The 23,897-nt window shown below is 30.1% G+C and carries 22 protein-coding genes; all 22 read right to left on the bottom strand.

Annotated elements, in window-relative coordinates; translation table 11 throughout:
* Window positions 1-111: 111 nt before the first annotated feature.
* The gene (gene rny, locus ACRC03_RS07485; protein WP_438651957.1) at window positions 112-1,650 is read right to left on the bottom strand and encodes a ribonuclease Y; all 1,539 of its coding nucleotides are present in this window, start codon (window positions 1,648-1,650) and stop codon (window positions 112-114) included.
* Between the two features lie 259 nt (window positions 1,651-1,909).
* Entirely contained in the window at window positions 1,910-2,944 is a 1,035-nt protein-coding gene (gene recA, locus ACRC03_RS07480) for a recombinase RecA (protein ID WP_438651938.1), read from the bottom strand.
* Window positions 2,945-3,264: 320 nt separating this feature from the next.
* Entirely contained in the window at window positions 3,265-3,807 is a 543-nt protein-coding gene (pgsA, locus tag ACRC03_RS07475) for a CDP-diacylglycerol--glycerol-3-phosphate 3-phosphatidyltransferase (RefSeq protein WP_438651937.1), read from the bottom strand.
* On the bottom strand, window positions 3,791-5,128 hold the full coding sequence (rimO, locus tag ACRC03_RS07470; RefSeq protein ID WP_438651936.1) for a 30S ribosomal protein S12 methylthiotransferase RimO: 1,338 nt from the start codon (window positions 5,126-5,128) through the stop codon (window positions 3,791-3,793). The genes pgsA and rimO overlap by 17 nt, the downstream gene beginning before the upstream one ends.
* On the bottom strand, window positions 5,128-6,180 hold the full coding sequence (gene mnmH, locus ACRC03_RS07465) for a tRNA 2-selenouridine(34) synthase MnmH (protein ID WP_438651935.1): 1,053 nt from the start codon (window positions 6,178-6,180) through the stop codon (window positions 5,128-5,130). The genes rimO and mnmH overlap by 1 nt, the downstream gene beginning before the upstream one ends.
* Window positions 6,181-6,182: 2 nt before the next feature.
* Entirely contained in the window at window positions 6,183-8,543 is a 2,361-nt protein-coding gene (locus ACRC03_RS07460; RefSeq protein WP_438651934.1) for a DNA translocase FtsK, read from the bottom strand.
* Between the two features lie 179 nt (window positions 8,544-8,722).
* Entirely contained in the window at window positions 8,723-9,502 is a 780-nt protein-coding gene (locus ACRC03_RS07455; protein ID WP_438651933.1) for a ClpP family protease, read from the bottom strand.
* A 115-nt stretch (window positions 9,503-9,617) separates the two neighbouring features.
* Window positions 9,618-10,832 carry an aspartate kinase gene (gene dapG, locus ACRC03_RS07450; protein WP_438651932.1) on the bottom strand — a complete coding sequence of 405 codons (1,215 nt, stop codon included), beginning with the start codon at window positions 10,830-10,832 and terminating at the stop codon, window positions 9,618-9,620.
* 11 nt (window positions 10,833-10,843) lie between these two features.
* Entirely contained in the window at window positions 10,844-11,089 is a 246-nt protein-coding gene (locus tag ACRC03_RS07445) for a YlmC/YmxH family sporulation protein (protein ID WP_438651931.1), read from the bottom strand.
* 17 nt (window positions 11,090-11,106) lie between these two features.
* The gene (locus tag ACRC03_RS07440; RefSeq protein ID WP_438651930.1) at window positions 11,107-12,357 is read right to left on the bottom strand and encodes a M16 family metallopeptidase; all 1,251 of its coding nucleotides are present in this window, start codon (window positions 12,355-12,357) and stop codon (window positions 11,107-11,109) included.
* A 144-nt stretch (window positions 12,358-12,501) separates the two neighbouring features.
* Window positions 12,502-13,236 carry a polysaccharide deacetylase family protein gene (locus ACRC03_RS07435; RefSeq protein ID WP_438651929.1) on the bottom strand — a complete coding sequence of 245 codons (735 nt, stop codon included), beginning with the start codon at window positions 13,234-13,236 and terminating at the stop codon, window positions 12,502-12,504.
* A 327-nt stretch (window positions 13,237-13,563) separates the two neighbouring features.
* The gene (locus ACRC03_RS07430; protein ID WP_438651928.1) at window positions 13,564-15,678 is read right to left on the bottom strand and encodes a polyribonucleotide nucleotidyltransferase; all 2,115 of its coding nucleotides are present in this window, start codon (window positions 15,676-15,678) and stop codon (window positions 13,564-13,566) included.
* A 239-nt stretch (window positions 15,679-15,917) separates the two neighbouring features.
* The gene (rpsO, locus tag ACRC03_RS07425; RefSeq protein WP_438651956.1) at window positions 15,918-16,175 is read right to left on the bottom strand and encodes a 30S ribosomal protein S15; all 258 of its coding nucleotides are present in this window, start codon (window positions 16,173-16,175) and stop codon (window positions 15,918-15,920) included.
* A 100-nt stretch (window positions 16,176-16,275) separates the two neighbouring features.
* Entirely contained in the window at window positions 16,276-17,220 is a 945-nt protein-coding gene (locus ACRC03_RS07420; protein WP_438651927.1) for a bifunctional riboflavin kinase/FAD synthetase, read from the bottom strand.
* A gap of 32 nt (window positions 17,221-17,252) precedes the next feature.
* On the bottom strand, window positions 17,253-18,161 hold the full coding sequence (gene truB / locus ACRC03_RS07415) for a tRNA pseudouridine(55) synthase TruB (RefSeq protein ID WP_438651926.1): 909 nt from the start codon (window positions 18,159-18,161) through the stop codon (window positions 17,253-17,255).
* A 10-nt stretch (window positions 18,162-18,171) separates the two neighbouring features.
* Window positions 18,172-19,143, bottom strand: coding sequence for a DHH family phosphoesterase (locus ACRC03_RS07410; protein ID WP_438651955.1), 972 nt, complete (start codon window positions 19,141-19,143; stop codon window positions 18,172-18,174).
* Window positions 19,136-19,525, bottom strand: coding sequence for a 30S ribosome-binding factor RbfA (rbfA, locus tag ACRC03_RS07405; RefSeq protein ID WP_438651925.1), 390 nt, complete (start codon window positions 19,523-19,525; stop codon window positions 19,136-19,138). The genes ACRC03_RS07410 and rbfA overlap by 8 nt, the downstream gene beginning before the upstream one ends.
* A 24-nt stretch (window positions 19,526-19,549) precedes the next feature.
* Window positions 19,550-21,493, bottom strand: a complete 1,944-nt coding sequence (infB, locus tag ACRC03_RS07400) for a translation initiation factor IF-2 (RefSeq protein ID WP_438651924.1) — start codon at window positions 21,491-21,493, stop codon at window positions 19,550-19,552.
* A 14-nt stretch (window positions 21,494-21,507) separates the two neighbouring features.
* Entirely contained in the window at window positions 21,508-21,828 is a 321-nt protein-coding gene (locus ACRC03_RS07395; RefSeq protein WP_438651923.1) for a L7Ae/L30e/S12e/Gadd45 family ribosomal protein, read from the bottom strand.
* Window positions 21,818-22,093 carry an RNase P modulator RnpM gene (gene rnpM / locus ACRC03_RS07390; protein ID WP_438651922.1) on the bottom strand — a complete coding sequence of 92 codons (276 nt, stop codon included), beginning with the start codon at window positions 22,091-22,093 and terminating at the stop codon, window positions 21,818-21,820. The genes ACRC03_RS07395 and rnpM overlap by 11 nt, the downstream gene beginning before the upstream one ends.
* Window positions 22,094-22,110: 17 nt before the next feature.
* Window positions 22,111-23,166, bottom strand: coding sequence for a transcription termination factor NusA (gene nusA / locus ACRC03_RS07385; RefSeq protein WP_438651921.1), 1,056 nt, complete (start codon window positions 23,164-23,166; stop codon window positions 22,111-22,113).
* A gap of 30 nt (window positions 23,167-23,196) precedes the next feature.
* Window positions 23,197-23,658, bottom strand: a complete 462-nt coding sequence (gene rimP / locus ACRC03_RS07380; RefSeq protein WP_438651920.1) for a ribosome maturation factor RimP — start codon at window positions 23,656-23,658, stop codon at window positions 23,197-23,199.
* Window positions 23,659-23,897 lie beyond the last annotated feature (239 nt).

Raw genomic sequence — 23,897 nt, 5'->3', positions numbered from 1 at the left:
TCCAATTTAATTATTTAGATATTATTTTTATCTAATTTAATAGTTATTATTATTCAATTTCTTCCTTATAATAAACCTAAAAAAAAGAAGAGGCTTTTAGCCTCTTCTTTTTTATTTAGCATATTCAATTGCTCTAGTTTCTCTTATTATACTTACTTTTATTTGACCAGGATATTCTAATTCATCTTCGATTTTCTTAGTCATATCTCTAGCTAATAAATGGATATCTTCATCGCTAACATTTTCAGGTTTAACCATTATTCTGATTTCTCTACCTGCTTGTATTGCAAACGATTTATCTACACCTTCATAAGAATTTGCTATTTCTTCTAGCTTTTCTAATCTCTTAATATAAGCCTCTAAAGTTTCTCTTCTTGCTCCAGGTCTTGCTGCTGATATAGCATCTGCAGCAGTAACTAAAACAGCTTCTACTGTTTGAGGTTCATAATCACCATGGTGAGTACTCATTGCATGTATAATGTCCTTAGATTCTTTGTATCTCTTAAGTAAGTCCATACCTATTTCAACATGCGTACCTTCCATCTCATGATCCACAGCTTTACCTATATCATGTAATAAACCTGCTCTTTTAGCTAGTCTAATATCAGCTCCTATTTCTCCCGCCATTATTCCTGCTATGTGAGCAACTTCTATAGAGTGTTTTAATACGTTTTGACCATAACTAGTTCTATAGTTAAGTCTTCCTAATAATCTAACTAATTCTGGATGTAATCCATGAACTCCAGTTTCAAAAGCAGCTTGCTCCCCATATTCTTTAATTATGTTGTCAACTTCTTTTTTAGCTTTTTCAACCATTTCTTCAATTCTTGCTGGATGTATTCTTCCATCTGCAATTAGCTTTTCTAAAGCAACTCTTGCAACTTCTCTTCTTATTGGATCAAATCCTGATAAGATTACCGCTTCAGGTGTATCATCTATTATAAGATCTATTCCTGTTAACGTTTCTAAAGTTCTTATATTTCTACCTTCTCTACCTATGATTCTACCCTTCATTTCATCATTAGGTAAATTTACAACTGTAACTGTTGTCTCCGCAACATGGTCAGCTGCACATTTTTGTATAGCGTACCCTATTATTTCCCTTGACTTCTTTTCTGACTCTTCTTTAGCTTGAGATTCTATTTCTTTTATCATTATAGACATTTCACGTCTTACTTCTCTTTCAGCATTAGTTAATATAATTTCCTTTGCTTGTTCTGAAGTTATACCTGATATATTCTCTAGCTTTTCTAGTTGTTGTACTTTTATTAGTTCAACATCTTCTTCTTTTTTAGCTACATTCTTTAGCCTATCATTTAAGCTATTCTCTTTTGACTCTAAATTTTGTAGCTTCTTGTCTAAAACTTCTTCTTTCTGAATTACTCTTTTTTCATATTTTTGTAAGTCAGTTCTTCTTTCTTTGTTTTCTCTTTCTGCTTCAGTTCTCCACTTATGGATCTCTTCCTTAGCCTCTAATAGTTTTTCTTTTTGAACAGTTTCAGAATCTCTATTCGCTTTATCTATTATTTCTTTGGCTAAGTTTTCAGCTTGGCCAATTTTCGCTTCAGATATATTTTTTCTTACAAAATACCCTACTATAATACCCACAGCTGCGCCTATTAAAATCTTTACTATGTCTATGACATCCACCTCCTTTGTTAATAATCCCAAAATGTCATCATTAAAACTTTAATTCTTTTATAATCACAAGTTAAACTATGATATATACAAATAAAAAATTGCTATTCATAATCTATCTTGTAACATCAACAAAATATTCTTAATTTAAATTTTAGAATACATTGCTATAAAATCAAATTTAGATATTTTATCCTTACTTAATTTTATAATTTTTTCTAACTCATGTCAAGTTAATAGGAGGTGTGTATTAGTTTTATTATTTTAAATTTTATAATGTGTCTTCTTCTTCTTGTGCTTTTTCTTTATTTTCATCTAATTTATAGTGTTTTCTTACCTTATCATCAATTTCATTTATTAAGTCTGGATTATCAGATAAGAAATTCTTTACGTTTTCTCTTCCTTGTCCAAGCTTTGTTTCATTGTAAGCATACCAAGCACCTGATTTTTTTACTATCTCCAAATCAGCCGCTATATCTAATAAATCCCCTACTTTAGATATACCTTCTCCATACATTATATCAAATTCAGCTTGTTTAAAAGGTGGAGCAACTTTATTTTTAACTACTTTAACTCTTGTCCTACTTCCTAAAACTTTATCACCTTGTTTTATAGTATCTATTTTTCTAACATCAAGTCTTACTGAAGCATAGAATTTTAATGCTCTACCACCAGTAGTTGTCTCAGGACTTCCAAACATTATACCAACTTTTTCTCTTAACTGGTTTATAAATATAGCAACACAGTTAGATTTTTTTATAGAACCAGTTAACTTTCTTAATGCTTGAGACATAAGTCTTGCTTGAAGACCAATATGGCTATCTCCCATATCTCCTTCTATTTCAGCTCTAGGCACAAGTGCTGCAACTGAATCCACTACTATTATATCTATAGCACCACTTCTTATAAGTGCTTCTGCTATTTCAAGTGCTTGTTCCCCTGTATCTGGTTGAGATATTATTAAGTTATCTATATCTACGCCTAATGCCTTTGCGTAAACTGGATCAAGGGCATGCTCTGCATCTATGAATGCTGCTATTCCACCTTTTTTTTGAGCTTCAGCTACTGTATGAAGTGCAACAGTAGTTTTACCTGAAGATTCTGGCCCATATATTTCTACTATTCTACCTTTAGGAAGTCCACCTATACCTATTGCTATATCTAATCCTATCGAACCTGTAGGTATAATATCTATTGCCATAGATGTAGCTTCACCTAATTTCATTACTGAACCTTTACCAAACTCTTTTTCTATTTTCCCTAATGCTTGATTAAGGGCATTTAATTTATCCTGTTGTATACTCATTTTATATCCATCCTTTCATCTATATAAATACAAACATTTGTTCTATAATCTATATATTGATTATATATTATATTTCATTTATAGTCAATTATTAAAATATTTATATTTAATATAAAAATAATTCCAAAATACATGGTAGTAAAATTTTACCATACTTATTTTAGTTATGAACTTTTATTTATTTTTTTATACCTACTTTATTGATAACAATTTCGACTACTAAAGTTTATAATAAATTCTTCTCATAAAGATTCTGCTGATACAACTTTTTACAAAAAAAGCTATAAAAGTCATTTTACAATGCTTTTATAGCTTTTAATTTACTTGCTATTCATGAATAATTCTTTGTTTTTATATAAATATTCTCCACCAGAATATAATGTCAATAAAGTAGCTACTAATATACAAACCCATCCTATAAGAAGAAGTGTTTGGTTAGCAAATTGTGCTCCTAGTAATAAAACTATTATCGAAACCATTTGGCTAATTGTTTTTAACTTTCCACCACTACTAGCTGCAATTACTTTTCCATCTGCTGCAGCTATTGCTCTAAGTATGCTTACTGTAAGTTCTCTAGAAACTATTATTATAACCATCCAGCTCGCTACAAGACCTGCTTCTATCATACATGTTAAAGCTGATATTACCAATAACTTATCTGCTAATGGGTCCATAAATTTTCCAAAGTCTGTAACTAAGTTGTATTTTCTAGCTATATGTCCATCCATAGCATCTGTTATCGACCCAACTATAAAAATAATACATGCTATTAGGTACTTATTTGGTATATTCAGTAACATTACTACTATAAACACTGGTATTAGAAATATTCTAAATAAAGTCAATTTATTCGGCAAGTTCATCCATTACATCCCCCATCAAATCATATTCTAAGGCACTAGTTATTTTTACAACTACAAAGTCACCACTCTTAAGTTTATCTTTGCTTTTTACGTATACTATGCTGTCTATTTCTTCTGCATCCCCTTGAGTTCTTCCTATATATACGTTGTCTTCTATTTGTTCTTCTATTAATACTTCGTATACATTTCCAACTTTGTTCGAGTTAAGTTCTTGAGATATCTCTTGTTGTACTAACATTAATCTATCTTTTCTTTCATTTTTAACTTCTTCTTCTAAATGATTTGGTAACTTATCTGCTGCAGTATCTTCTTCTCTAGAATAAGCAAATGCTCCTAATCTATCAAATTTAACTTTTTTTGCAAACTCTACAACTTCTTTAAAATCTTCTTCCGTTTCACCAGGGAAACCTACTATTATTGTTGTTCTAATAGTTGCATCTGATATATGACTTCTTATCATTTCTATTTTTGATAATATATCTTCTTTTGTTGTTCTTCTGTTCATTAATTTTAGTATTTTGTTACTTGCATGCTGTATAGGCATATCAAAATAATTACATATGTTGTCGTATTTCTTTATTACCTTTACTAATTCTTCAGTTATTGATTCTGGATATGAGTACATTACTCTTATCCATTTTAAGCCATCTATATTAGCTAATTCTTCTAATAGTTCTGGTAGGCTATCTTTTTCGTAGATATCACATCCGTATTTAGTTGTGTCTTGTGCTATAACTATAACTTCTTTAACTCCTCTTGATGCTAAATCCTTTGCTTCTTTTATAATATCTTCCATCTTTCTACTTCTGTATTTCCCTCTTAATTTAGGTATTATACAGTAAGTACAATGATTATCACAACCTTCAGCTATTTTTAAATAAGCCATATGACTTGGTGTTGATATATATCTTGGAAGTTCTTCATTGTATGCAAATTCTATATCATTAAGGCTTATTATATGTTTTTCTTCTTTTAGACCCGCTATTATATCATCTATGTTTTGATAACTTCCTGTTCCAACTATTGCATCTATTTCTGGTATTTCTGCTTTTAGTTCTTCTGAATATCTTTGAGCTAAACACCCTGTAACTATAAGTATTTTTAAGTTACCATTCTCTTTAAACTCCGCTAATTCTAATATAGTTTGTATAGATTCTTGCTTTGCTGATTCTATAAATCCGCATGTATTAACTATTATTATATCAGCTTCTTCAAAGTCTCCTACTAATTTATATCCTTTTTTATTTAAGATACCCATCATTATTTCTGCATCTACTAAGTTTTTAGAACAACCTAGTGATTCTAACGCTATTTTCAACATTATATTGCTCCTTCCGTTGCTGTCTTATGGAATTTTGTAGCTTCTTCTAAAGCATTCTCCATATTATCAAAATTTATAACTTGATTATATTTATATTTGTCTACTGAGTGCATATATAAAGCATCATAGTACTCTATTAAATATTTTTCTACTAAAGTCTCATGTTTCCCTTCATCTAACAACTGTATATATTCATCTACTGTTTTATTTCCAAGTCTTTTTCTAAACTTATTTATACAACCTTTTAATACTTCTATATTACTTTTATCTCTGTCATATATATAATCTTTACAAAGTCTTTTTACTCTATTTTCTAAGCTACAATCTAATAAGATATGGTAACCTTCTCTAACTATTCCTTCATAAATTTTTTCAGGTATTGAAACATGACCTACTCTTCTACTTTCACTTTCTATAAATAAATAGTCAGTTTTTGAGAAAAATAATTTTTCGAATATTCTTGTTTCAAACTTTTTTTGAGATGGTGGCTTTTCATCAAATGTTATAAATCCAAAAGTTGAGCCACTATTTCTAGCCATACCTTCTAAATCTATATTATCTATTTCTTTTTCTTCTAGCATTTTTAATAAGTCTGTTTTTCCTACTCCAGTTAAACCATGAACTACAATGAAGTTTTTAATTTCCATTATGTGTTCTAAATAATCTAATACAAACTTTCTATATGCTTTATATCCACCTTCAAGCTGATATACTCTTAATCCTAGTGATGCTAATAAGTTCACTATTGAACCACTTCTCATTCCACCTCTAGCACAGTATACAACAACATTATCATATTCCTCAACTAGTGACATTGCTTGTACATATATATCTTTTAATTTATAAGATACATAATCAAATCCTTTTTGTATAGCTTCATGTTTACCTTGCACCTTGTATATAGTACCTACTTCTTTATGCTCATCATCTTTAAATAAAGGCATGTTTAATGCATTAAGTATGTTATCTTCCTCATACTCCGCTTCCGTTCTCACATCTATAAATAATACATTATCTAATTTTAGTGCCTCTTCAATTTTTATTATTTTCAAATTTATTCACCTTCTATATTTTGTAAGTCCTGTTTGCTGACTAACACTTTTCTTGGTTTGCTTCCTTCATTTTGTCCAACTATTCCTCTTTCTTCCATTGAATCAATAAGCCTAGCAGCTCTATTGAATCCTATTTTATATCTTCTTTGCAACATAGATGCTGAAGCTTGACCATTTTCTACTACAAATTCAATTACTTCTTTTAAAAGTTCATCTTCATCGCTTTGCTTTGTTATGTTTGACTTAGATATAGTTTCCATTATATTTTCTTCATATTTAACATCTTCTTTTACTTGATTCTTTACAAAATCTACTACTTTTTCTGATTCACTTTCTGATATAAATGCACCTTGTAATCTAACTGGTTTTGCTGCACCTAGAGGATAGAATAACATATCTCCTTTACCCAGTAATTTTTCAGCTCCACCCATATCTAATATTGTTCTTGAGTCCGTTTGAGATGAAACTGCAAAAGCAATTCTAGATGGTATATTCGCCTTTATAACACCTGTTATTACGTCTACAGACGGTCTTTGAGTTGCAACTATTAAGTGCATTCCTGCTGCTCTTGCCATTTGTGCTAATCTACAGATATAATCTTCTACATCATTAGCACTAACCATCATTAGGTCAGCAAGCTCATCTATTATTATTACTATCTTAGGAAGCTTTTCATCAACTTTTTCATTGTAGCTAGTTATATCTTTTACACCATTTTCAGCAAATAATTTATATCTTTTATTCATTTCTACTACAGCCCAGTTAAGAGCATTTGCTGCTTTTTTAGGATCTGTTACAACTGGTATTAATAAATGAGGTATACCATTGTAATTTGCAAGTTCAACTACTTTAGGATCTATAAGTAAAAACTTAACTTCATCTGGACTTGCCTTATACAGTATACTATTTATTAAAGTGTTTACACATACACTTTTACCAGAACCTGTTGAGCCTGCAATAAGAAGATGTGGCATCTTTCCTATATCACCTATTATCGGTTTTCCACTTATATCTTTTCCTAATGCCATAGCTAGTGGTGAATCAAATTTCTTAAATTCATCACTTTCTAAAACTTCTCTTATACCTACAATTTGAGATGTTTCATTTGGAACCTCTATTCCTATTGCACTTTTGCCTGGTATTGGAGCTTCCATTCTTATACTTTTAGCTGCTAAGCTTAGAGCTATATCATCTGTTAAGTTGACAATTTTACTTACTTTAACTCCAGGACTAGGTTGTATTTCATATCTAGTAATAGTAGGCCCTACTGTAACTTGATTTACTTTTGCTTCTACTCCAAAATCAGATAAAGTCTTTTCTAGTAAAGAAGCATTTTTTAGTACTTTCTTTTTACCATTATCATCTGATTTCTTATCTATTTTGCTTAAAAGTTCTGTATTAGGTTTTTTATAGTTTTTATAAGAAGATTCAACCTTTATATTTAGTGGTTGAGTTTTTTCTTCAACTTTTGGTGCTGTTTTTTTATTTTCCTTTTTAGACTCTTGAAGTGCTTTTAGTACATCTAGTTCTGACATACTTTGCGTTCCTTCAAGTATTTCTAAATACTCATCTTCTGATTTATTAAATCCGATGATTTTTATAGTCTTATCATCTACATCATCTTCTAGATTATTTTCATCTTCTGAAATATTTTTATCTTCTTTATTTTTAGATTTTAAAGATTTAAAGAATCCATCTTTTTTAGTCATAGTAGCTTCATCTACTTCATCTGTCATCATATCTATTGCAGACTTTTTCATACTAGAAATTTTATCTTTTATATCTAAGTTTCCATTCTTAGCACTATTAGACTTAGCTTTAATATTTAATATCAAATCTTTTACAGAAATATTAAATGTAAATAAAACGGCAATTATTAGTGTAAATATACTAATTAACCATCCACCAGTTATTCCAAATATTTGTCTTATATAATAAGTTATAGTAGTAGCGACTAAACCACAACCTTCTCCATTAACCCCCATATTCATTACAGGCTTTAACATTTCAGCTTTTAATGGGCTATCTACTGGAAGATTCCTTGCATTCATTAAACCATAAAATACAAATATAAACCCAATTACTAGATAATAAACTTTAGTATTTTTTATTCTATATATATATTCATTGCCCTCGAAAAATCCAAGTATACCTGTAATGATAATTATAAATGGTATACCAACAGAAAGTCCTCCAAACAGTCCCTTAAAAGTATTTTGAATAAAGCCACCTATCAATCCCATAGAATTGGAATTTAAACTGTATAGTAAGAATATCCCTATGAATATGGTAATTAAATTGTGGTACTCCGCATTAAAACCTAACTTGTTGTCTTTCTTTTTAGCTTTTTTCTTCTTAGCCATCAACCTCACCTCTTTTTAATTGTATCATTTATTTTTTATTGTATATTATATTGGTTTAATTATATCTTAAATCATAGCAAAAAGTGTTAATGCATTAACACTAACACTTCTATCTATATTATTTAATTATATCATATATTTTATTATTTAAACAAATCTTATTTATTTTCTTCATTTGTTTAATTTTTATCTTGCTCATCTTCTTTGATTAATGCTCTTAACTTACCTAAAGCTTCTTTTAATCCTCCGACTTCATCAATAAGACCACATGCAACAGCTTCTTTTCCTATAAGTACACTTCCTACATCACTTACAAGTTCATCTTTAGCATGCATTAATCTTACTAACTCTTCTCTTTTTATTTTAGATGTTCTAGTTATAAATTCAACTATTCTATCTTGCATTTTTTTGAAGTACTCAAAAGTTTCATTTACTCCTATTACTAATCCATTTGTTCTTATTGGATGAACTATCATCGTAGCTGTAGGTGCTATAAACGAATAATCTCCAGCTGTAGCAAGAGGAACACCTATACTGTGGCTCCCTCCTAAAACCAATGTAACTACCTTTTTAGATATACTATTTATAAGTTCTGACATAGCAAGCCCAGCTTCTACATCTCCTCCTACAGTATTTAATATTATAAGTACACCTTTGATTTCGTCACTTTCCTCTATAGAATAAAGCATTGGTATTATATGTTCATATTTAGTTGCCTTTTTTTGAGGATTTCCTATATAGTGCCCTTCTATTTCTCCTATTATAGTTATGCATTGAATATCTTTTTTTTGTGGTTGTGGAATATTAGGCACACCCATTTGTTTTATATTTTGTATCTCTTCAGTTTCATTATCCGGGCTATCATCACACTGATTTTTTATAGGTTTTTTATTTTTTTTATCTTTATCTAGACTTAATTCTATGTAACTATTTTCTAATATTTTTTTGTCATCATTCATATATAAAACTCCTCTCTAAATCTACTTTTTACTTTTACTTATCTTTCCCTTGCATAAAAAAAAAATTCACAAGTCAATTTGCAATAAGCAAAGTTACTTGTGAATTTTACACTATCTATTCTACATAAAATTCATTATGAATGGCATGAACTGCATCATTCATGTTTTCTTCATTTACTAAACATGATATTGTCATATTAGAATCAGATGTTTGAAGCAATGATATTCCTGACTTTGATAAAGCTCTTACTATCCTAGCCATAATCCCTGGTGTTCCTGTTATTTTCGATCCAATGAGAGTTATTTTTGCACATTTTTTCTTTATTTCATATTCTACATTAAATTTTTTAAGTATACTTTCTAATTTTTTTACATCTACCTCTTCTATAACAAATGCTTTTTCTCCTATAAAGAAGTTTATCATATCTATACTTACATTATTCTCTTCTATTTTATCTAAAACTTCTGTAAATAAACCCTCATCCGACTTGATTTTAACTTGAGCAATTTTATCTTTATGAGCTACAGCAGTCATAATACCACCCTCATTTTCATAGGAAAAAGCAGTATTTTTATGTTCTAGACCAATTTTAGTACCTTCATAATTAGGATTAAGTGTATTTTTTATAGCTAATGTAATATTTCCACTTTTAGCAAGCTGTACTGCTCTTGGATGAATAACTTTAGCTCCTTTATCTGCCATTTGAAATACTTCTTCATAGTTAATAAAGTTTAGCACTTTAGCTTTTGGTTCCACTCTAGGATCTGCTGTCATTATTCCATCTACATCTGTATATATTTCTACAATATCACATCCTAGTGATTTTCCTATTGCAACTGCAGATGTATCACTTCCTCCTCTACCTAAAGTTGTGATTTCACCATCTTCTGTTCCACCTTGAAATCCAGCTATCACTACTATCTTTTTTTGATCTATTTCCTTTATCATTCTTTGTGGATTTATTTTAATTATTCTAGCATTCGAATAATTATTATTAGTAATTACTCCTGCCTGTATTCCAGTTAAAAATGTAGCTTCTAATCCTTGTGAATTAAGCATGTTAGTTAGTATAGTGCCTGATATTATTTCTCCACACGCCATTAAAATATCAAGTTCTCTCTTTTGAGGATTTTCATTTATTTGACTACATAAACTTATAAGGGTATCTGTTGCATATGGTGCTCCTTTTCTTCCCATAGCAGAAACTACTACAACCATTCCTAAATCCTTATCATTTTCTTTATACGACTTTACTATTTTACATACTTCTTTCATTTTTTCATAAGATTCAACAGATGTGCCACCAAATTTTTGAACTAAAATTCCCATTACCCATCCCCCTAGTATATACCGTCATACTCAATTATTATCATATCATTTCCAATTTTTCTTACGCTCCTCCACGGTACTTCAAGTACTGATTTATCTCTTTTTAATCCAAATAATCCTTTTTCTCTCGGTATTAAAAGTGCTAGTATCTCCCCTGTTGTTTCATCTAATATAAGGTCACATTCTCCAATTACTCCTAGTCTTTCTCCTGTAACTAAGTTAACTATTTCTTTACCTGCTATTTCAGATAAATTCATATTTTTCCCCCCAATAGTTATCTACTTATTAAATTAGTTTCTTCAACATCTCTTCCTACAATACATACACCCATTTTATCTAAATTGAAAATCTTATCTATAACTTGGTTTATAGTTTCTCTGTCAACTTTATCTATACATTGCAGTACCTCATCTGTAGTTTTAATCTTATCATTTAATAACATAGCCTTACCTATAGACATCATCCTACTGCTTGTGCTCTCTAAGCCTAGCATATAGCTGCCTTTAAGTTGTTCCTTACTATTTTGTATTTCTATATCAGTTAAATAATTTGTTCTTATTTCTTTAATCTCTTCCAGAATAGAATCGTATACATCCTGTAAATTTTCATTACTCATACTCCCAAAAATACTTAACTCTCCACATTTTTTATATAAAGTTTGAGATGAATAAATAGAATAAACTAATCCTTGTTCCTCTCTTATCTTTTGGAATAATCTAGAACTTATACTTCCTCCAAATATTGTATTTATAATAGCTAAAGCATAAACTTCTTCACTATTGTCAACAGGTATAGCTTCTAAACTTACTGCTAGGTTTACTTGTTCTATGTCTTTATTTTTAGCTATAAAGCATGAGTTAAACTCAGCTTTTTTTACTTCTACATTTAATTCTTTGCGATTCCATTTTAAAAACTTATTTTCTAATTTTTTTACCATTTCATCAAAATCAAAGTTTCCACTTATAGATATTACCGCATTATTAGGTACATAGTATTTACCAAGGAAATCTAACAATATTTCTTTATCTAATCTTTCTAAAGAATCCACTGTTCCTACTATGTTCATACCTAAACTATCATTAGCATATATACCTTCTGATAATAAGTCATAAGCTAAATCTTCTGGTGAGTCTTCATACATTTTCAACTCTTCAAGTATTACCGCTCTTTCTTTATCTATGTCCTTAGTATCAAACAATGGATTTAATATCATATCACTTAGTATATCTATTCCAGTATCTATATGAGAATCTAAAAGTTTTACATAATAACATGTACATTCTTTACTAGTAAATGCGTTTATCTGTCCCCCTAAATTGTCTATCTCATTAGCAATTTGCTTAGATGTTCTATTTTTAGTTCCTTTAAATAGCATATGCTCTATAAAGTGCGATACTCCGCTATTGTTTTCATCCTCTATTCTAGAACCTGCATTTATCCAAACTCCTAATGCTATAGATTTTAAATACGGTATTTCTTCTCCTATTATTGTCAATCCATTATCTAATCTATGTGTTTTATACATACTCGTCCTCCAATTGTACTTTGATTAATTTCAAATTCTCTTGTTCATCTTTTATAACTTATAACATATATATGCATTTATTAAATTATAAGTTACTATAAGCATTTATTCAACTTATTCTATAACTCACCTAAATTCCGTCTCCTAGAATATGTCACTTAATTTACCAGGTTTTAGATTTTTATCTCTTATAATTTTTATAATCTCATCTATACACTGAGTAGTTGCATATGTAGGATGCATTAATACTATACTATTTTCTTTTATGTCTTTTTTCTTTACTCTTTCTATTATTACTTCTGGTTCTTTTCTGTTTTTCCAATCAATTGTATCTATATCCCATTTAATACAGGTATACCCTAAATCTTTTGCTGCTCTCATCGTATTCTCGCCAAAAGAACCTGATGGTGCTTGAAAAAATTTTGTTGGTTCCTTTATAATATTTTCTATTATTGTTTTTGAGGTTTTTATTTGTTCTAAATTTTCTTCATATGATAAATTTGCATAGTCCAAGTGTCTATGTCCATGATTACCTATTTCATGTCCTTGTTTTTTCATTTTAAGTAATAAATCTTGGTTGTGCTCTGCCCACCTTCCAGTCACATTGAAAGTTATTTTTACATTTTCTTTTTTAAGTGCTGTTAGTATTCCTTCTACATATTCATTTTCCCATCCTAAATCCACATTACAAATAAGGGCAACATATTTACTATTTAGTTTCGTACCTTTGTCGTAAGGTACTTGAGCTGCGGTTATAGGCTCAAATGTAGTTTTATCTGTTATTCTATTTAGACAAAATACTATTCCATACAAAACTAATACTATTGCTATTATACCTATGATAATTTTCTTTAGTTTGTTTTTACTAATTACCATCATTATCATTTATTTTTCTTTTAAACCTCTCTTCCTAAATTATTAATATAATACCTATTACTAGATTTTCATTTATTTAAGGTATGTACAAATTACTCCTTTATAAATACTATTAGTTTGTCTACTTATTTATTCACAAAAATTCGCTTTGCTCATATCGCCAACGGCTCTGCGCGTTGCTAAAAAACTTTTTTACTCCCGCTAAATGTGTTGAAGTTGCTTGAATGTATCAACTTATCCACAATTTTTAAGGTAATCTAGTTTCTTTAATCGTAAAAAAAAGCATAAACTTAGCTAGGCTAATAGTTTATGCTTTTGGTCTATTTAAATTTACTTTTCTTCTTTTTTCTCAACTTTTTCAGGCTTAGGTAATAGTACTTTTCTAGATAAGTTTACTCTTCCTTTTTCATCTATTTCAGTAACTTTTACTTCTACTTCATCTCCAATATTTAACACATCTTCTACTTTAGCTACTCTTTCGTGTGCTATATGAGATATATGAAGTAATCCTTCTTTTCCTGGAAGTATTTCTACAAATGCTCCGAATGCCATTATTCTAGTTACTTTACCTTTGTAAGTTTTACCAACTTCAGCTTCTGCAACTATATCATTTATCATCTTTTGAGCAAGTGCTATCATATCTGGATCTATTCCACCTATGAATACTTCTCCATCTTGTTCTATATCTATCTTAACCCCAGTTTCATCGATTATTTTAGTTATAACCTTCCCACCTGGTCCTATTACGTCTCTTATTTTATCTGGCTTTATGTGCATTGTTATAATTTTTGGTGCATATCTTGATAACTCTGGCTTTGGCTCACTTATTGTTTTTCTCATTTCGTTTAATATGTGTATTCTACCAATTTTCGCTTGAGTTAATGCATCTCTTAAAACTTGCTCATCTATACCAGCTATTTTTATATCCATTTGTATAGCAGTTATACCCTTTTCAGTTCCTGCAACTTTAAAGTCCATATCTCCTAAGTGGTCTTCCATACCTTGTATATCAGATAATACGGCAACTTTGTCATCATGCTTTATAAGACCCATTGCTATACCTGCTACCATATCCTTAATAGGTACACCAGCATCTAAAAGTGATAATGTTGATCCACATACACTTCCTTGAGATGTTGATCCATTTGAACTTAATACTTCAGAAACTACTCTTATTGCATATGGGAATTCTTCTTTTGAAGGAAGTACTGGCACTAATGCTCTCTCAGCAAGTGCACCGTGACCAATTTCTCTTCTTCCTGGACCTCTTGATGGTCTAGCTTCACCAACACTATAAGCTGGGAAGTTGTAGTTATGCATGTATCTCTTGTTTTCTTCTTCATCTAGTCCATCTAATATTTGTGCTTCTCCAAGAGCTCCTAATGTAGTTATTGACATTACTTGAGTTTGCCCTCTTGTAAATAGTCCCGAACCATGAGTTCTTGGTATAAATCCATTGTCACACCATATTGGTCTTATTTCATCTGGCTTTCTGTTATCTGGTCTTATGTTTTCATGAACTATAAGTTTTCTAACTTCTTCTTTTATTATAGCATGTAAAGTTTCTTCTATATCTGAACCAAATGTATCTACTATTTCTTCAAACTTTTCAAAAGTAGCTTGCTTTACAGCATCCATTTTTTCCATTCTTTCAAGCTTTTCTATTGTTTTTACAGCTTCTTTCATATCAGCTGTAGCAAACTCACGAACTGCTTTTTCTACATCTTCATCTATTTTATGAAGTGATACTTCTATCTTTTCTTTTCCAACAGTTGCAACTATTTCTTCTATGAAAGCTACAACTTTTTTAATTTGCTCATGAGCAAATAATATTGCTTCAAGCATTAATGTATCTGGTATTTCATCTCCACCAGCTTCAACCATCATTATAGCATCTTTAGTTCCAGATACTACAAGGTGCATAGAACTCTTTTCTCTTTGTTCTGCTGTTGGGTTAACTACAAATGCACCATCAACAAGTCCTACCACTATAGATCCTGTTGGTCCATTGAATGGTATTTCAGATATTGATAAAGCAATTGATGAACCTATCATAGCCACTACATCTGGTGTACAATCTTGATCTACTGATAATACTGTAGCTACTACTTGTACATCATTTCTAAAACCTTTTGGGAATAATGGTCTTATTGGTCTATCTATAAGTCTAGAAGTAAGTATCGCTTTTTCTGATGGTCTTCCTTCTCTCTTTAAAAATCCACCTGGTATCTTACCTACTGAATATAATTTTTCTTCATAATCAACACTTAGAGGGAAGAAATCTATTCCATCTCTTGGCTTTGCTGATTTTGATACGTTTACCATAACCATAGTATCTCCGTACCTAAGTATTGCACTTCCGCTAGCTAATTCTGCTATTTTTCCTATTTCAACAGAAAATTCTCTTCCTGCTAAATCCATTTTAAATATCTTATGTTCAAACATCAATGCTTGCCTCCTCTTTATTTAAACCGCTTTTATCTTCTATGTACTATCTTATCAAAAATAGTATAAATTAACAACATAAAAGTCACATACTTATCTATATTGATTGCAATTAGTTTTATTTATTATTTACTTATTACTATAAATTTAATCATATCTATTCTCAACAACTAATAGAAATATTTAAAATTCAAAAAAGAGAAGATATAAATCTTCTCTTTTGCTGCTTAAGTTAATTATTATTTTCTTAAACCTAACTTAGCTATTAATGCTCTGTATCCTTCTAAGTCTCTATCCTTTAAGTAAGCTAATAAGTTTCTTCTCTTACCAACCATCTTTAATAATCCTCTTCTTGAGTGGTGATCTTTCTTGTGAGTCTTTAAGTGACCGTTTAATTCATTTATTCTAGCTGTTAATAAAGCTATTTGTACTTCTGGAGAACCTGTATCTCCTTCAAATCTTCCGAAATCTTTGATTATTTCTGCTTTGTTCATCATCATTGTGATTTACCTCCATTATTTTGTAATCGCCTATTACTAAGCATTGATTGGAGTTATCTAATGCCGAGTAATGGTTAGTTAGTAATTATTACTTTACTTATCTTATCATATATTCTTCTTTTTTGCAAACATACTTTTCATATATATATTTGGTATCTTTTTGAAGTTGTTTTTTTAGTTCTTCTAAAGATGAAAACTTCTTTTCATCTCTTATTCTTTCTAAAAATTCAAGCTTAATAACTTTGCCATATATCTCTTCATTAAATTCCAATATATTTGTCTCAATAGATAAGTTTTGACCTTTTACAGTAGGATTATACCCTATATTTGTTGCTCCAAAGTATTTCTCTCCATCAACATATACTATAGTGGCATATATTCCTCTTTTAGGTATACTCATTTCTTTATCAACTTCTACATTTGCAGTTGGAAATCCAATCGTTCTCCCTAGTTTTTTAGAGTGTATTACTTTTCCTTCTATCTCATAATTATAACCTAAATAGTCTTTAACTTTACACACATTGCCTTCATTTATAAGGTTCCTAATATGAGTACTACTTACCCTTACATCATTTATTTTTATAGGGCTAACTATTTCTACGTCAAAATTATATTTATGAGAAAGCACTTGTAGTAAATTGGCATTTCCTTCTTTATTTCTAGCAAAACTAAAGTCATGTCCTATTATTATCTTTTGTATATTTAGTTTATCTAATAAAATATCCTTTATAAAATCACTGGCTGATATTTTAGTCATATATTCATCAAATGGAACATTTATTATATAGTCTACACCCATAGCTTTTAATCTATTTATTTTTTCTTCGTTAGTTATTATATTTTTTATAGTACTCGAAGTAAAATAGTTGGCTGGATGATTTTTAAAAGTAAATACTACACTTTTTATATTATTTAACCTAGAATACTCTACTGCTTTTTTTATAAGAACACTATGTCCTTTATGAAGTCCATCAAAATTACCTATTGTAACAACACTTCTATTTATATTTGCAATCTCGTTTATAGATTTTATAGTAGTCATAGCAATTTCCCCGTTAAGTTATAAATTTTCCTTTATACTATAAATAGTTTATCACTTTTTAAGGTAGTCGTGTTATCTTTTCTTATTATTTTTCCTATTCCTAAAAATTCATCTGAGCTATAGACTCTTACAAATTCATCATTTTTATCAAAACTTTTTTCTATAAATCTTTTATCGTCTATAATTCCACCATTTATATAGTATTTTAGAGCATTATCATTTATTACTACATGATTGAAATTATTCAATACGTAATCTATATCATATAAATGTTTGTCTAGTGTTCCATTTTCATAAAACTCTTTTAATTCTTCTAATGTTATTCCATTTTCAAGATTAAATCTACCCGAAGAAGTTCTAAGTAAAAATGACATATGACCACCACACCCTAAGTATTTTCCTATATCATAGCAAATACTTCTTACGTATGTTCCTTTAGAACATTTCACATAAAACATTATCTTTTCTTTATCTATACTTAATATTTCAAGTTCTTTTATATTAACTGGACGTGATTTTATAGTGATTTGATCTGCTTTTCCACTTCTAGCTAAATCACACATTCTCTTCCCATTAACTTTTAGTGCTGAGTAAATTGGAGGAATCTGATTTATTTCTCCTCTTTGAGAATCAAAAGCTTTTTCAATTTCTTCTTTTGTAAATGAAAAAGCATCTACTTTTTCTAAAACTTCACCCGAAGAATCATATGTATCTGTTATTATCCCTAAAGTTAATTCACATATATATGATTTATCCTTATTCAAGATAAGTTCACTTACCTTAGTAGCTTTTCCTATACATATAGGTAATACCCCTGATGCATCTGGATCAAGGGTACCTGTGTGTCCTACTTTTTTCATGTTTACAATTTTTCTTACAGCACTTACAACATCATGAGATGTCATACCTGTAGGCTTTATTATATTTACAATTTTATTCATCAGCATCACCTTAAATTGATTTTAGTACTTCTTGTAAAACTTTTTTCTTAACATTTGGTACACTATCGTAAACAGTACATCCAGCAGCTCTTATATGGCCGCCTCCACCAAATTCCTTAGCAATAGCACTAACATCAACATAGTTTTTTGATCTTAAGCTAACCTTGACTTCATTTTCTTTTTTCTCTTTTAATAGTATACCTACTTCTACACCTTCTATATCTCTAGTGTATGAAGTTATACCATCAACGTCATTAAAATTTATGACATTTCTTTTTAACATTTCTTTAGTTACTTCTATACTTGCAATTTTATTATCTACTATTTCTAGTGTATTTAATGCTTCCCCTAATAATTTGTAATAATTATAAGGATTACTTTGGAATACATTTTGAATTATATTATCTCTTTTTGCTCCTAGAATCAATAAATTTTTAGCCATTTCAAAGCTACTAGGATGAGTATTAGAGTAAGCAAAATTACCTGTATCAGTTGCAAGACCTGTATAAAGGCATGTAGCAATTTCTTCATCTATAATGTTTGAACTCTTAGAATCACTATATCTTTTTAGTACATTATATACTAATTCACAAGTTGATGAAGCATCTATATCTATATAGTTTATATCTCCATAATGATCATTACTTGCATGATGATCTATGCAAATAATACTTTTTGCATTATCTAATATTTCTTCACTTACACATATTCTTTTTTTATCTCCACAATCAAGGGCTATTATACTGTAATCCTTAATATCAACTTCATCAGACTTTAAAATTTTTATACCTTCAACTAAAAACTTTAAGTTTTGAGGTGAATTATCATCAAGAACGTAGTAAACGTTTTTATTAAGCTTGTTTAAAAAATAATACATTGAAAGAGTTGATCCCATATTATCCCCATCAGGACTAATATGAGAAGTAACGATATAATCGTTACTTCCCTCTATATATTCAATAATATTATCAATATTATTCATCATGGTCCGTATCCTCATTGTCTACTGAAGGTTCATTACTTTTTTCATTAACTTTTTTAATTAAGTCTGACATATACATTCCATTTTTTATTGAATCATCAACTTTGAATATTATTTGTGGTGTATGTCTAAGCTTTACATTTTTACTTACTTCTCTTCTTATATAGCTTACGGCATTTCTTAAACCTTTAAGTGTAGATTCTTCATCTCCACCTAATATACTAACATATACATATGCGTAACTTAAATCGTTAGTAACTTCTACATCAGTTACACTAACCATAGATGTTATTCTAGGATCTTTGATTCCACTTATAAGCATTGTACTTACTACTTTTCTTATTTCTTCTGCAATTCTTCTTGTTCTGTTATATGATGCCATTGATATCGACCTCTTTTACATCTATTATAATTTTCTTTCTATTTCTTTAGTTATATAACCTTCTATTATGTCGCCTTCTTTTAAATCATTGAAGTTTACAAATGTCATACCACATTCATATCCATGGTTAACTTCTTTAACATCATCTTTAAATCTCTTTAATGCTGCTAATTGTCCTTCATGTATTATAAATCCATCTCTAACTACTCTTATCTTAGAACCTCTGAATATTTTACCGCTTAATACATAACATCCAGCTATTGTTCCAACACCAGATAATTTGAATATTTCTCTAACTTCAGCTTTACCTGTATCTTCATCTCTGTATTCTGGATCTAACATTCCACTCATAGCTGCTTGAACATCTTCTATAGCTTTGTAGATTATTGTGTAAGTTCTTACATCTACACCTTCTTTTTTAGCTAAAACTTCAGCACTTGGAACTGATCTTACGTTGAATCCTATTATTATTGCATTAGATGCAGTTGATAACATTATATCTGATTCAGTTATAGCTCCAACACCACCGTGTATTACTCTAACTGCAACTTCTTCAGTTGATAATTTTTCTAAACTTTGCTTAACCGCTTGAACAGAACCTTGAACATCTGCCTTTATTATTATGTTAAGCTCTTTAACTTCAGCATCTCCCATTTGTGAGAAGAAATCATCAAGTGACATTCTTTGGTTAGATTTTAACATTTCTTCTCTAGCCATTTGTTGTCTCTTATCAGCTATTATTCTTGCAGACTTATCATTTGGAACTGAAACGAATTGATCTCCACCTTGTGGAACTTCTGATAATCCTAATATTTCTACAGCAGTAGATGGTCCAGCAGTTTTAACTCTTTTTCCTTTAGAGTTTATCATTGCTCTTACTTTACCACTAGCAGTTCCTGCAACTATTGGATCTCCAACTTGTAAAGTTCCACCTTGAACAAGTACTGTAGCAACTGGTCCTCTTCCTTTGTCAAGTTCAGCTTCTATAACTGTACCAACAGCTCTCTTGTTAGGGTTAGCTTTTAATTCTTGCATTTCAGCAACTAAAAGAACCATTTCAAGTAAAGTATCTATTCCTTCTCTTTTTAAAGCTGATACTGGAACTGATATTACTTCTCCACCCCAGTCTTCAACTAATAATCCTTGATCAGCTAATTCTTGCTTAACTCTATCTTGGTTAGCACCTTGTTTATCTATTTTGTTTATAGCAACTATTAAAGGTACACCTGCAGCCTTAGCATGATTTATAGCTTCTACTGTTTGAGGCATTATACCATCATCTGCAGCTACTACTAATATTGCCATATCTGTAACTTGCGCTCCTCTAGCTCTCATAGATGTGAAGGCTTCATGTCCTGGAGTATCTAAGAATACTACTTTTTCTCCACTTACCATAACTTCAGAAGCACCTATATGTTGAGTTATTCCTCCTGCTTCACTTGAAGTTACATTTGTTTGTCTTATAGCATCTAGTAAAGAAGTTTTACCGTGGTCAACGTGTCCCATTACTGTTACAACTGGTGGTCTTTTTACTAAATCTTCTTCTTTATCTTCTTCTATATCCATTAAAGCATCTATCGCTTCTAATTCTTCTTCATCTGAAGCTGAACCTTCTTCTATTTCAAATCCGTATTCACTTGCAACAAGTGATGCTATTTCAAAACTTATTTCTTGGTTTATTGATGCCATTGTACCCATTTTCATAAGCTTCATTATTATTTCAGATGCAGACTTATCTAACTTAGTAGCTAATTCTTGAACTGTTATTTTTCCTGCTATAGCTATAACATTTCCTTTTGTAGCCGCTATTTCATCTTTTAATATATCTAAAACTAATTCCACTTCATCTTCTTCTAATTCCGAATTTTCATTATCTGCATTTATTTCTAATTCTCTTAATTTAACTAGAACATCTTCATTTGACATTCCTAAATCTTTCGCTATTTGGTATACTCTTGTTTTTGACACAAGATCACCCCCTATTATATTTTTGGTGTTTGTATTAGTTCTGCAATTGTCTTAGCAAAATTTGCATCTTTTATACCTATTGCCGCTCTTGGAGCCTTTCCTATAGAAAGTCCTAATTGTAACTTAGTTGAGAAATATATGTATGGTATATTTCTGTATGACGACTTATCTTTAAACAATTTTTTAGTGTTTTCTGAAGCATCACCAGCTACTATAACTAATTTAACATTTCCTCTTTTTAATTCAAGTAAGGTAGACGAATCTCCTGATACTAACTTGCCTGCTCTAGTTGCAAGACCTAAAAAAGAGTATACTTTTTCTTCATTAGCCTTCATAAGCTTCTAGCTCCTTTAGTAGATTTTCATATACGGTATCCGGGACTTCTATTTTAAATGCTCTATTTAAAGCTTTTGTTTTTATAGCTTTCTTTAGGCATTCTGAATCTTTGCATATATATGCTCCTCTACCATTAGCTTTTCCTGTTGGATCTAAGAATATTTTTCCTTCTTTACTCTTAACTATTCTCATTAATCCTTTTTTGCTATCTCTTTCTTGACAAGCTATACATTTCCTCTGAGGAATCTTTTTTTCTTTAACCAAAGAATACCCCTCCTTTATTACTCGTTATCTTCTGCATTTGCTTGTGATTCACTTTTTATATCTATCTTCCAATTTGTAAGTTTAGCTGCAAGCCTAGCATTTTGACCTTCCTTACCTATTGCTAATGATAATTGGTAATCAGGTACAACTACTAATGCTGACCTTTCTTCTTCTTTTACTTCAACTTTAACAACTTTTGATGGGCTAAGTGCAGCACATATAAATTCTGCTGCATCTTCGTTGTATTTTATTATATCTATTTTTTCATCGCCAAGTTCATCAACTATGTTTTTAACTCTAGAACCTTTTGGACCAACACAAGCTCCTATTGGATCTATTTTTTCATCTATTGATTTAACAGCCATTTTTGTTCTAGAACCAGCTTCTCTTGCTACAGATTTTATTTGAACTATACCTTCAAATATTTCAGGTACTTCAAATTCAAATAATCTCTTCACTAATCCTGGATGACTTCTTGATACAACTATTTGAGGACCCTTATTAGTTTTCTTTACTTCTAATATATATACCTTTATTTTTTGACCCGCTTTGTAGTGCTCACCTTGCATTTGCTCTTGTGCAGTCATTACAGCTTCTATTCTTCCTAGGTTTACATAAACTATGTTTTTGTTTACTCTAGCTACTTCACCTGTAACGATTTCATTTTCTTTATCTATAAATTCTTTGTATACTATTTCTCTTTCGGCTTCTCTTATTCTTTGAACAACAACTTGCTTAGCTGTTTGTGCTGCTATTCTTCCGAAATCTCTAGGAGTAACTTCATGTTCTATTATATCACCTAATTCATAGTTAGGGCTTATTTCTCTCGCATCCTTAAGCTCTATTTCTAAGAAGGTATCATATAAATCCGATTCATCAACTACTACTCTTTGAGAAAATACTTTTACATCTCCTCTTTCTCTGTCAAACTCAACTCTAACATTTTGAGCTGACCCGAAGTTCTTTTTGTATGCAGTTAATAATGCTTGTTCTATCGTATCTATAAGTGTTTCTTTATCTATGCCTCTATCTTTTTCTAATTCTTCTAGTGCGTCTGCAAATTCAAAATTCATTTTATTCTTCCTCCAATGTTCATATAACTACTAGAATTTTATTGTAAGTCTAATAAGTGCAACTTCTTTTCTAGTAAAATCTACTTCTTTTTCATCTATTATAACTCTTATATTATTGTCTTCAGTTAATCCTACTAGTTCTCCTTCAAATTGCTTAGAACCATCCATAGGCTTATATAATTTTATTTCAACTTCTCTTCCTGCATATCTTACAAAGTCTTTATCTTTTTTAATTGGTCTATCAAGTCCTGGTGAAGATACTTCTAAGAAGTAATTGTCTTTTATTGGGTCTTTTGCGTCTAATACTTCACTTAGTTCTCTACTAACTGATTCACAGTCACTTAAAGATATTCCTTCTTCTTTATCTAAGAATATTCTTAAGTAGTATTCACCCGCTTCTTTAACGTATTCTACATCTACTATCTCAAATCCACGTGGGTCTGTTATTTTAGCTACCATTTCTTCAATAGTAGCTTCTATACTCTTTTTCATTTTTTTCCCTCCTATTCAGTTGTCAGTTTAATTTAAAACAAAAGAGTGAGCACTTCGGTCTCACTCTTAGTTTTTGCATAATATACTATTTTATATACTATCATACCATATAATAGTTTGTGTTGCAAATTTTTTGCTCTTAGCTATCTCTTTTCACAAAGCTCACCGTCTACTATTGATATTATTCTGTCTGCTTTTTTAGCTATATTTTCATTATGTGTAATCATTATTAATGTTTG

Origin of the sequence: Romboutsia sp. (genome assembly GCF_051659545.1) — a bacterium.
GTDB lineage: Bacteria > Bacillota > Clostridia > Peptostreptococcales > Peptostreptococcaceae > JBOFOR01.
The sequence above is the reverse complement of the archived record's forward strand: the minus strand, read 5'-3'. Positions and strand labels throughout refer to the sequence as shown.

Coding starts and splice junctions, on each gene's coding strand:
- recA (WP_438651938.1), bottom strand. CDS start 2,944: ATGAGTATACAACAGGATAAATTAAATGCCCTTAATCAAGCATTAGGG.
- pgsA (WP_438651937.1), bottom strand. CDS start 3,807: ATGAACTTGCCGAATAAATTGACTTTATTTAGAATATTTCTAATACCA.
- rimO (WP_438651936.1), bottom strand. CDS start 5,128: ATGTTGAAAATAGCGTTAGAATCACTAGGTTGTTCTAAAAACTTAGTA.
- ACRC03_RS07460 (WP_438651934.1), bottom strand. CDS start 8,543: ATGGCTAAGAAGAAAAAAGCTAAAAAGAAAGACAACAAGTTAGGTTTT.
- ACRC03_RS07455 (WP_438651933.1), bottom strand. CDS start 9,502: ATGAATGATGACAAAAAAATATTAGAAAATAGTTACATAGAATTAAGT.
- dapG (WP_438651932.1), bottom strand. CDS start 10,832: ATGGGAATTTTAGTTCAAAAATTTGGTGGCACATCTGTTGAATCTTAT.
- ACRC03_RS07445 (WP_438651931.1), bottom strand. CDS start 11,089: ATGAATTTATCTGAAATAGCAGGTAAAGAAATAGTTAACTTAGTTACA.
- ACRC03_RS07440 (WP_438651930.1), bottom strand. CDS start 12,357: ATGTATAAAACACATAGATTAGATAATGGATTGACAATAATAGGAGAA.
- ACRC03_RS07435 (WP_438651929.1), bottom strand. CDS start 13,236: ATGATGGTAATTAGTAAAAACAAACTAAAGAAAATTATCATAGGTATA.
- ACRC03_RS07430 (WP_438651928.1), bottom strand. CDS start 15,678: ATGTTTGAACATAAGATATTTAAAATGGATTTAGCAGGAAGAGAATTT.
- rpsO (WP_438651956.1), bottom strand. CDS start 16,175: ATGATGAACAAAGCAGAAATAATCAAAGATTTCGGAAGATTTGAAGGA.
- ACRC03_RS07420 (WP_438651927.1), bottom strand. CDS start 17,220: ATGACTACTATAAAATCTATAAACGAGATTGCAAATATAAATAGAAGT.
- truB (WP_438651926.1), bottom strand. CDS start 18,161: ATGAATAAAATTGTAAATATAATAAAGCCTACAGGTATGACATCTCAT.
- ACRC03_RS07410 (WP_438651955.1), bottom strand. CDS start 19,143: ATGAATAATATTGATAATATTATTGAATATATAGAGGGAAGTAACGAT.
- rbfA (WP_438651925.1), bottom strand. CDS start 19,525: ATGGCATCATATAACAGAACAAGAAGAATTGCAGAAGAAATAAGAAAA.
- ACRC03_RS07395 (WP_438651923.1), bottom strand. CDS start 21,828: ATGAAGGCTAATGAAGAAAAAGTATACTCTTTTTTAGGTCTTGCAACT.
- nusA (WP_438651921.1), bottom strand. CDS start 23,166: ATGAATTTTGAATTTGCAGACGCACTAGAAGAATTAGAAAAAGATAGA.
- rimP (WP_438651920.1), bottom strand. CDS start 23,658: ATGAAAAAGAGTATAGAAGCTACTATTGAAGAAATGGTAGCTAAAATA.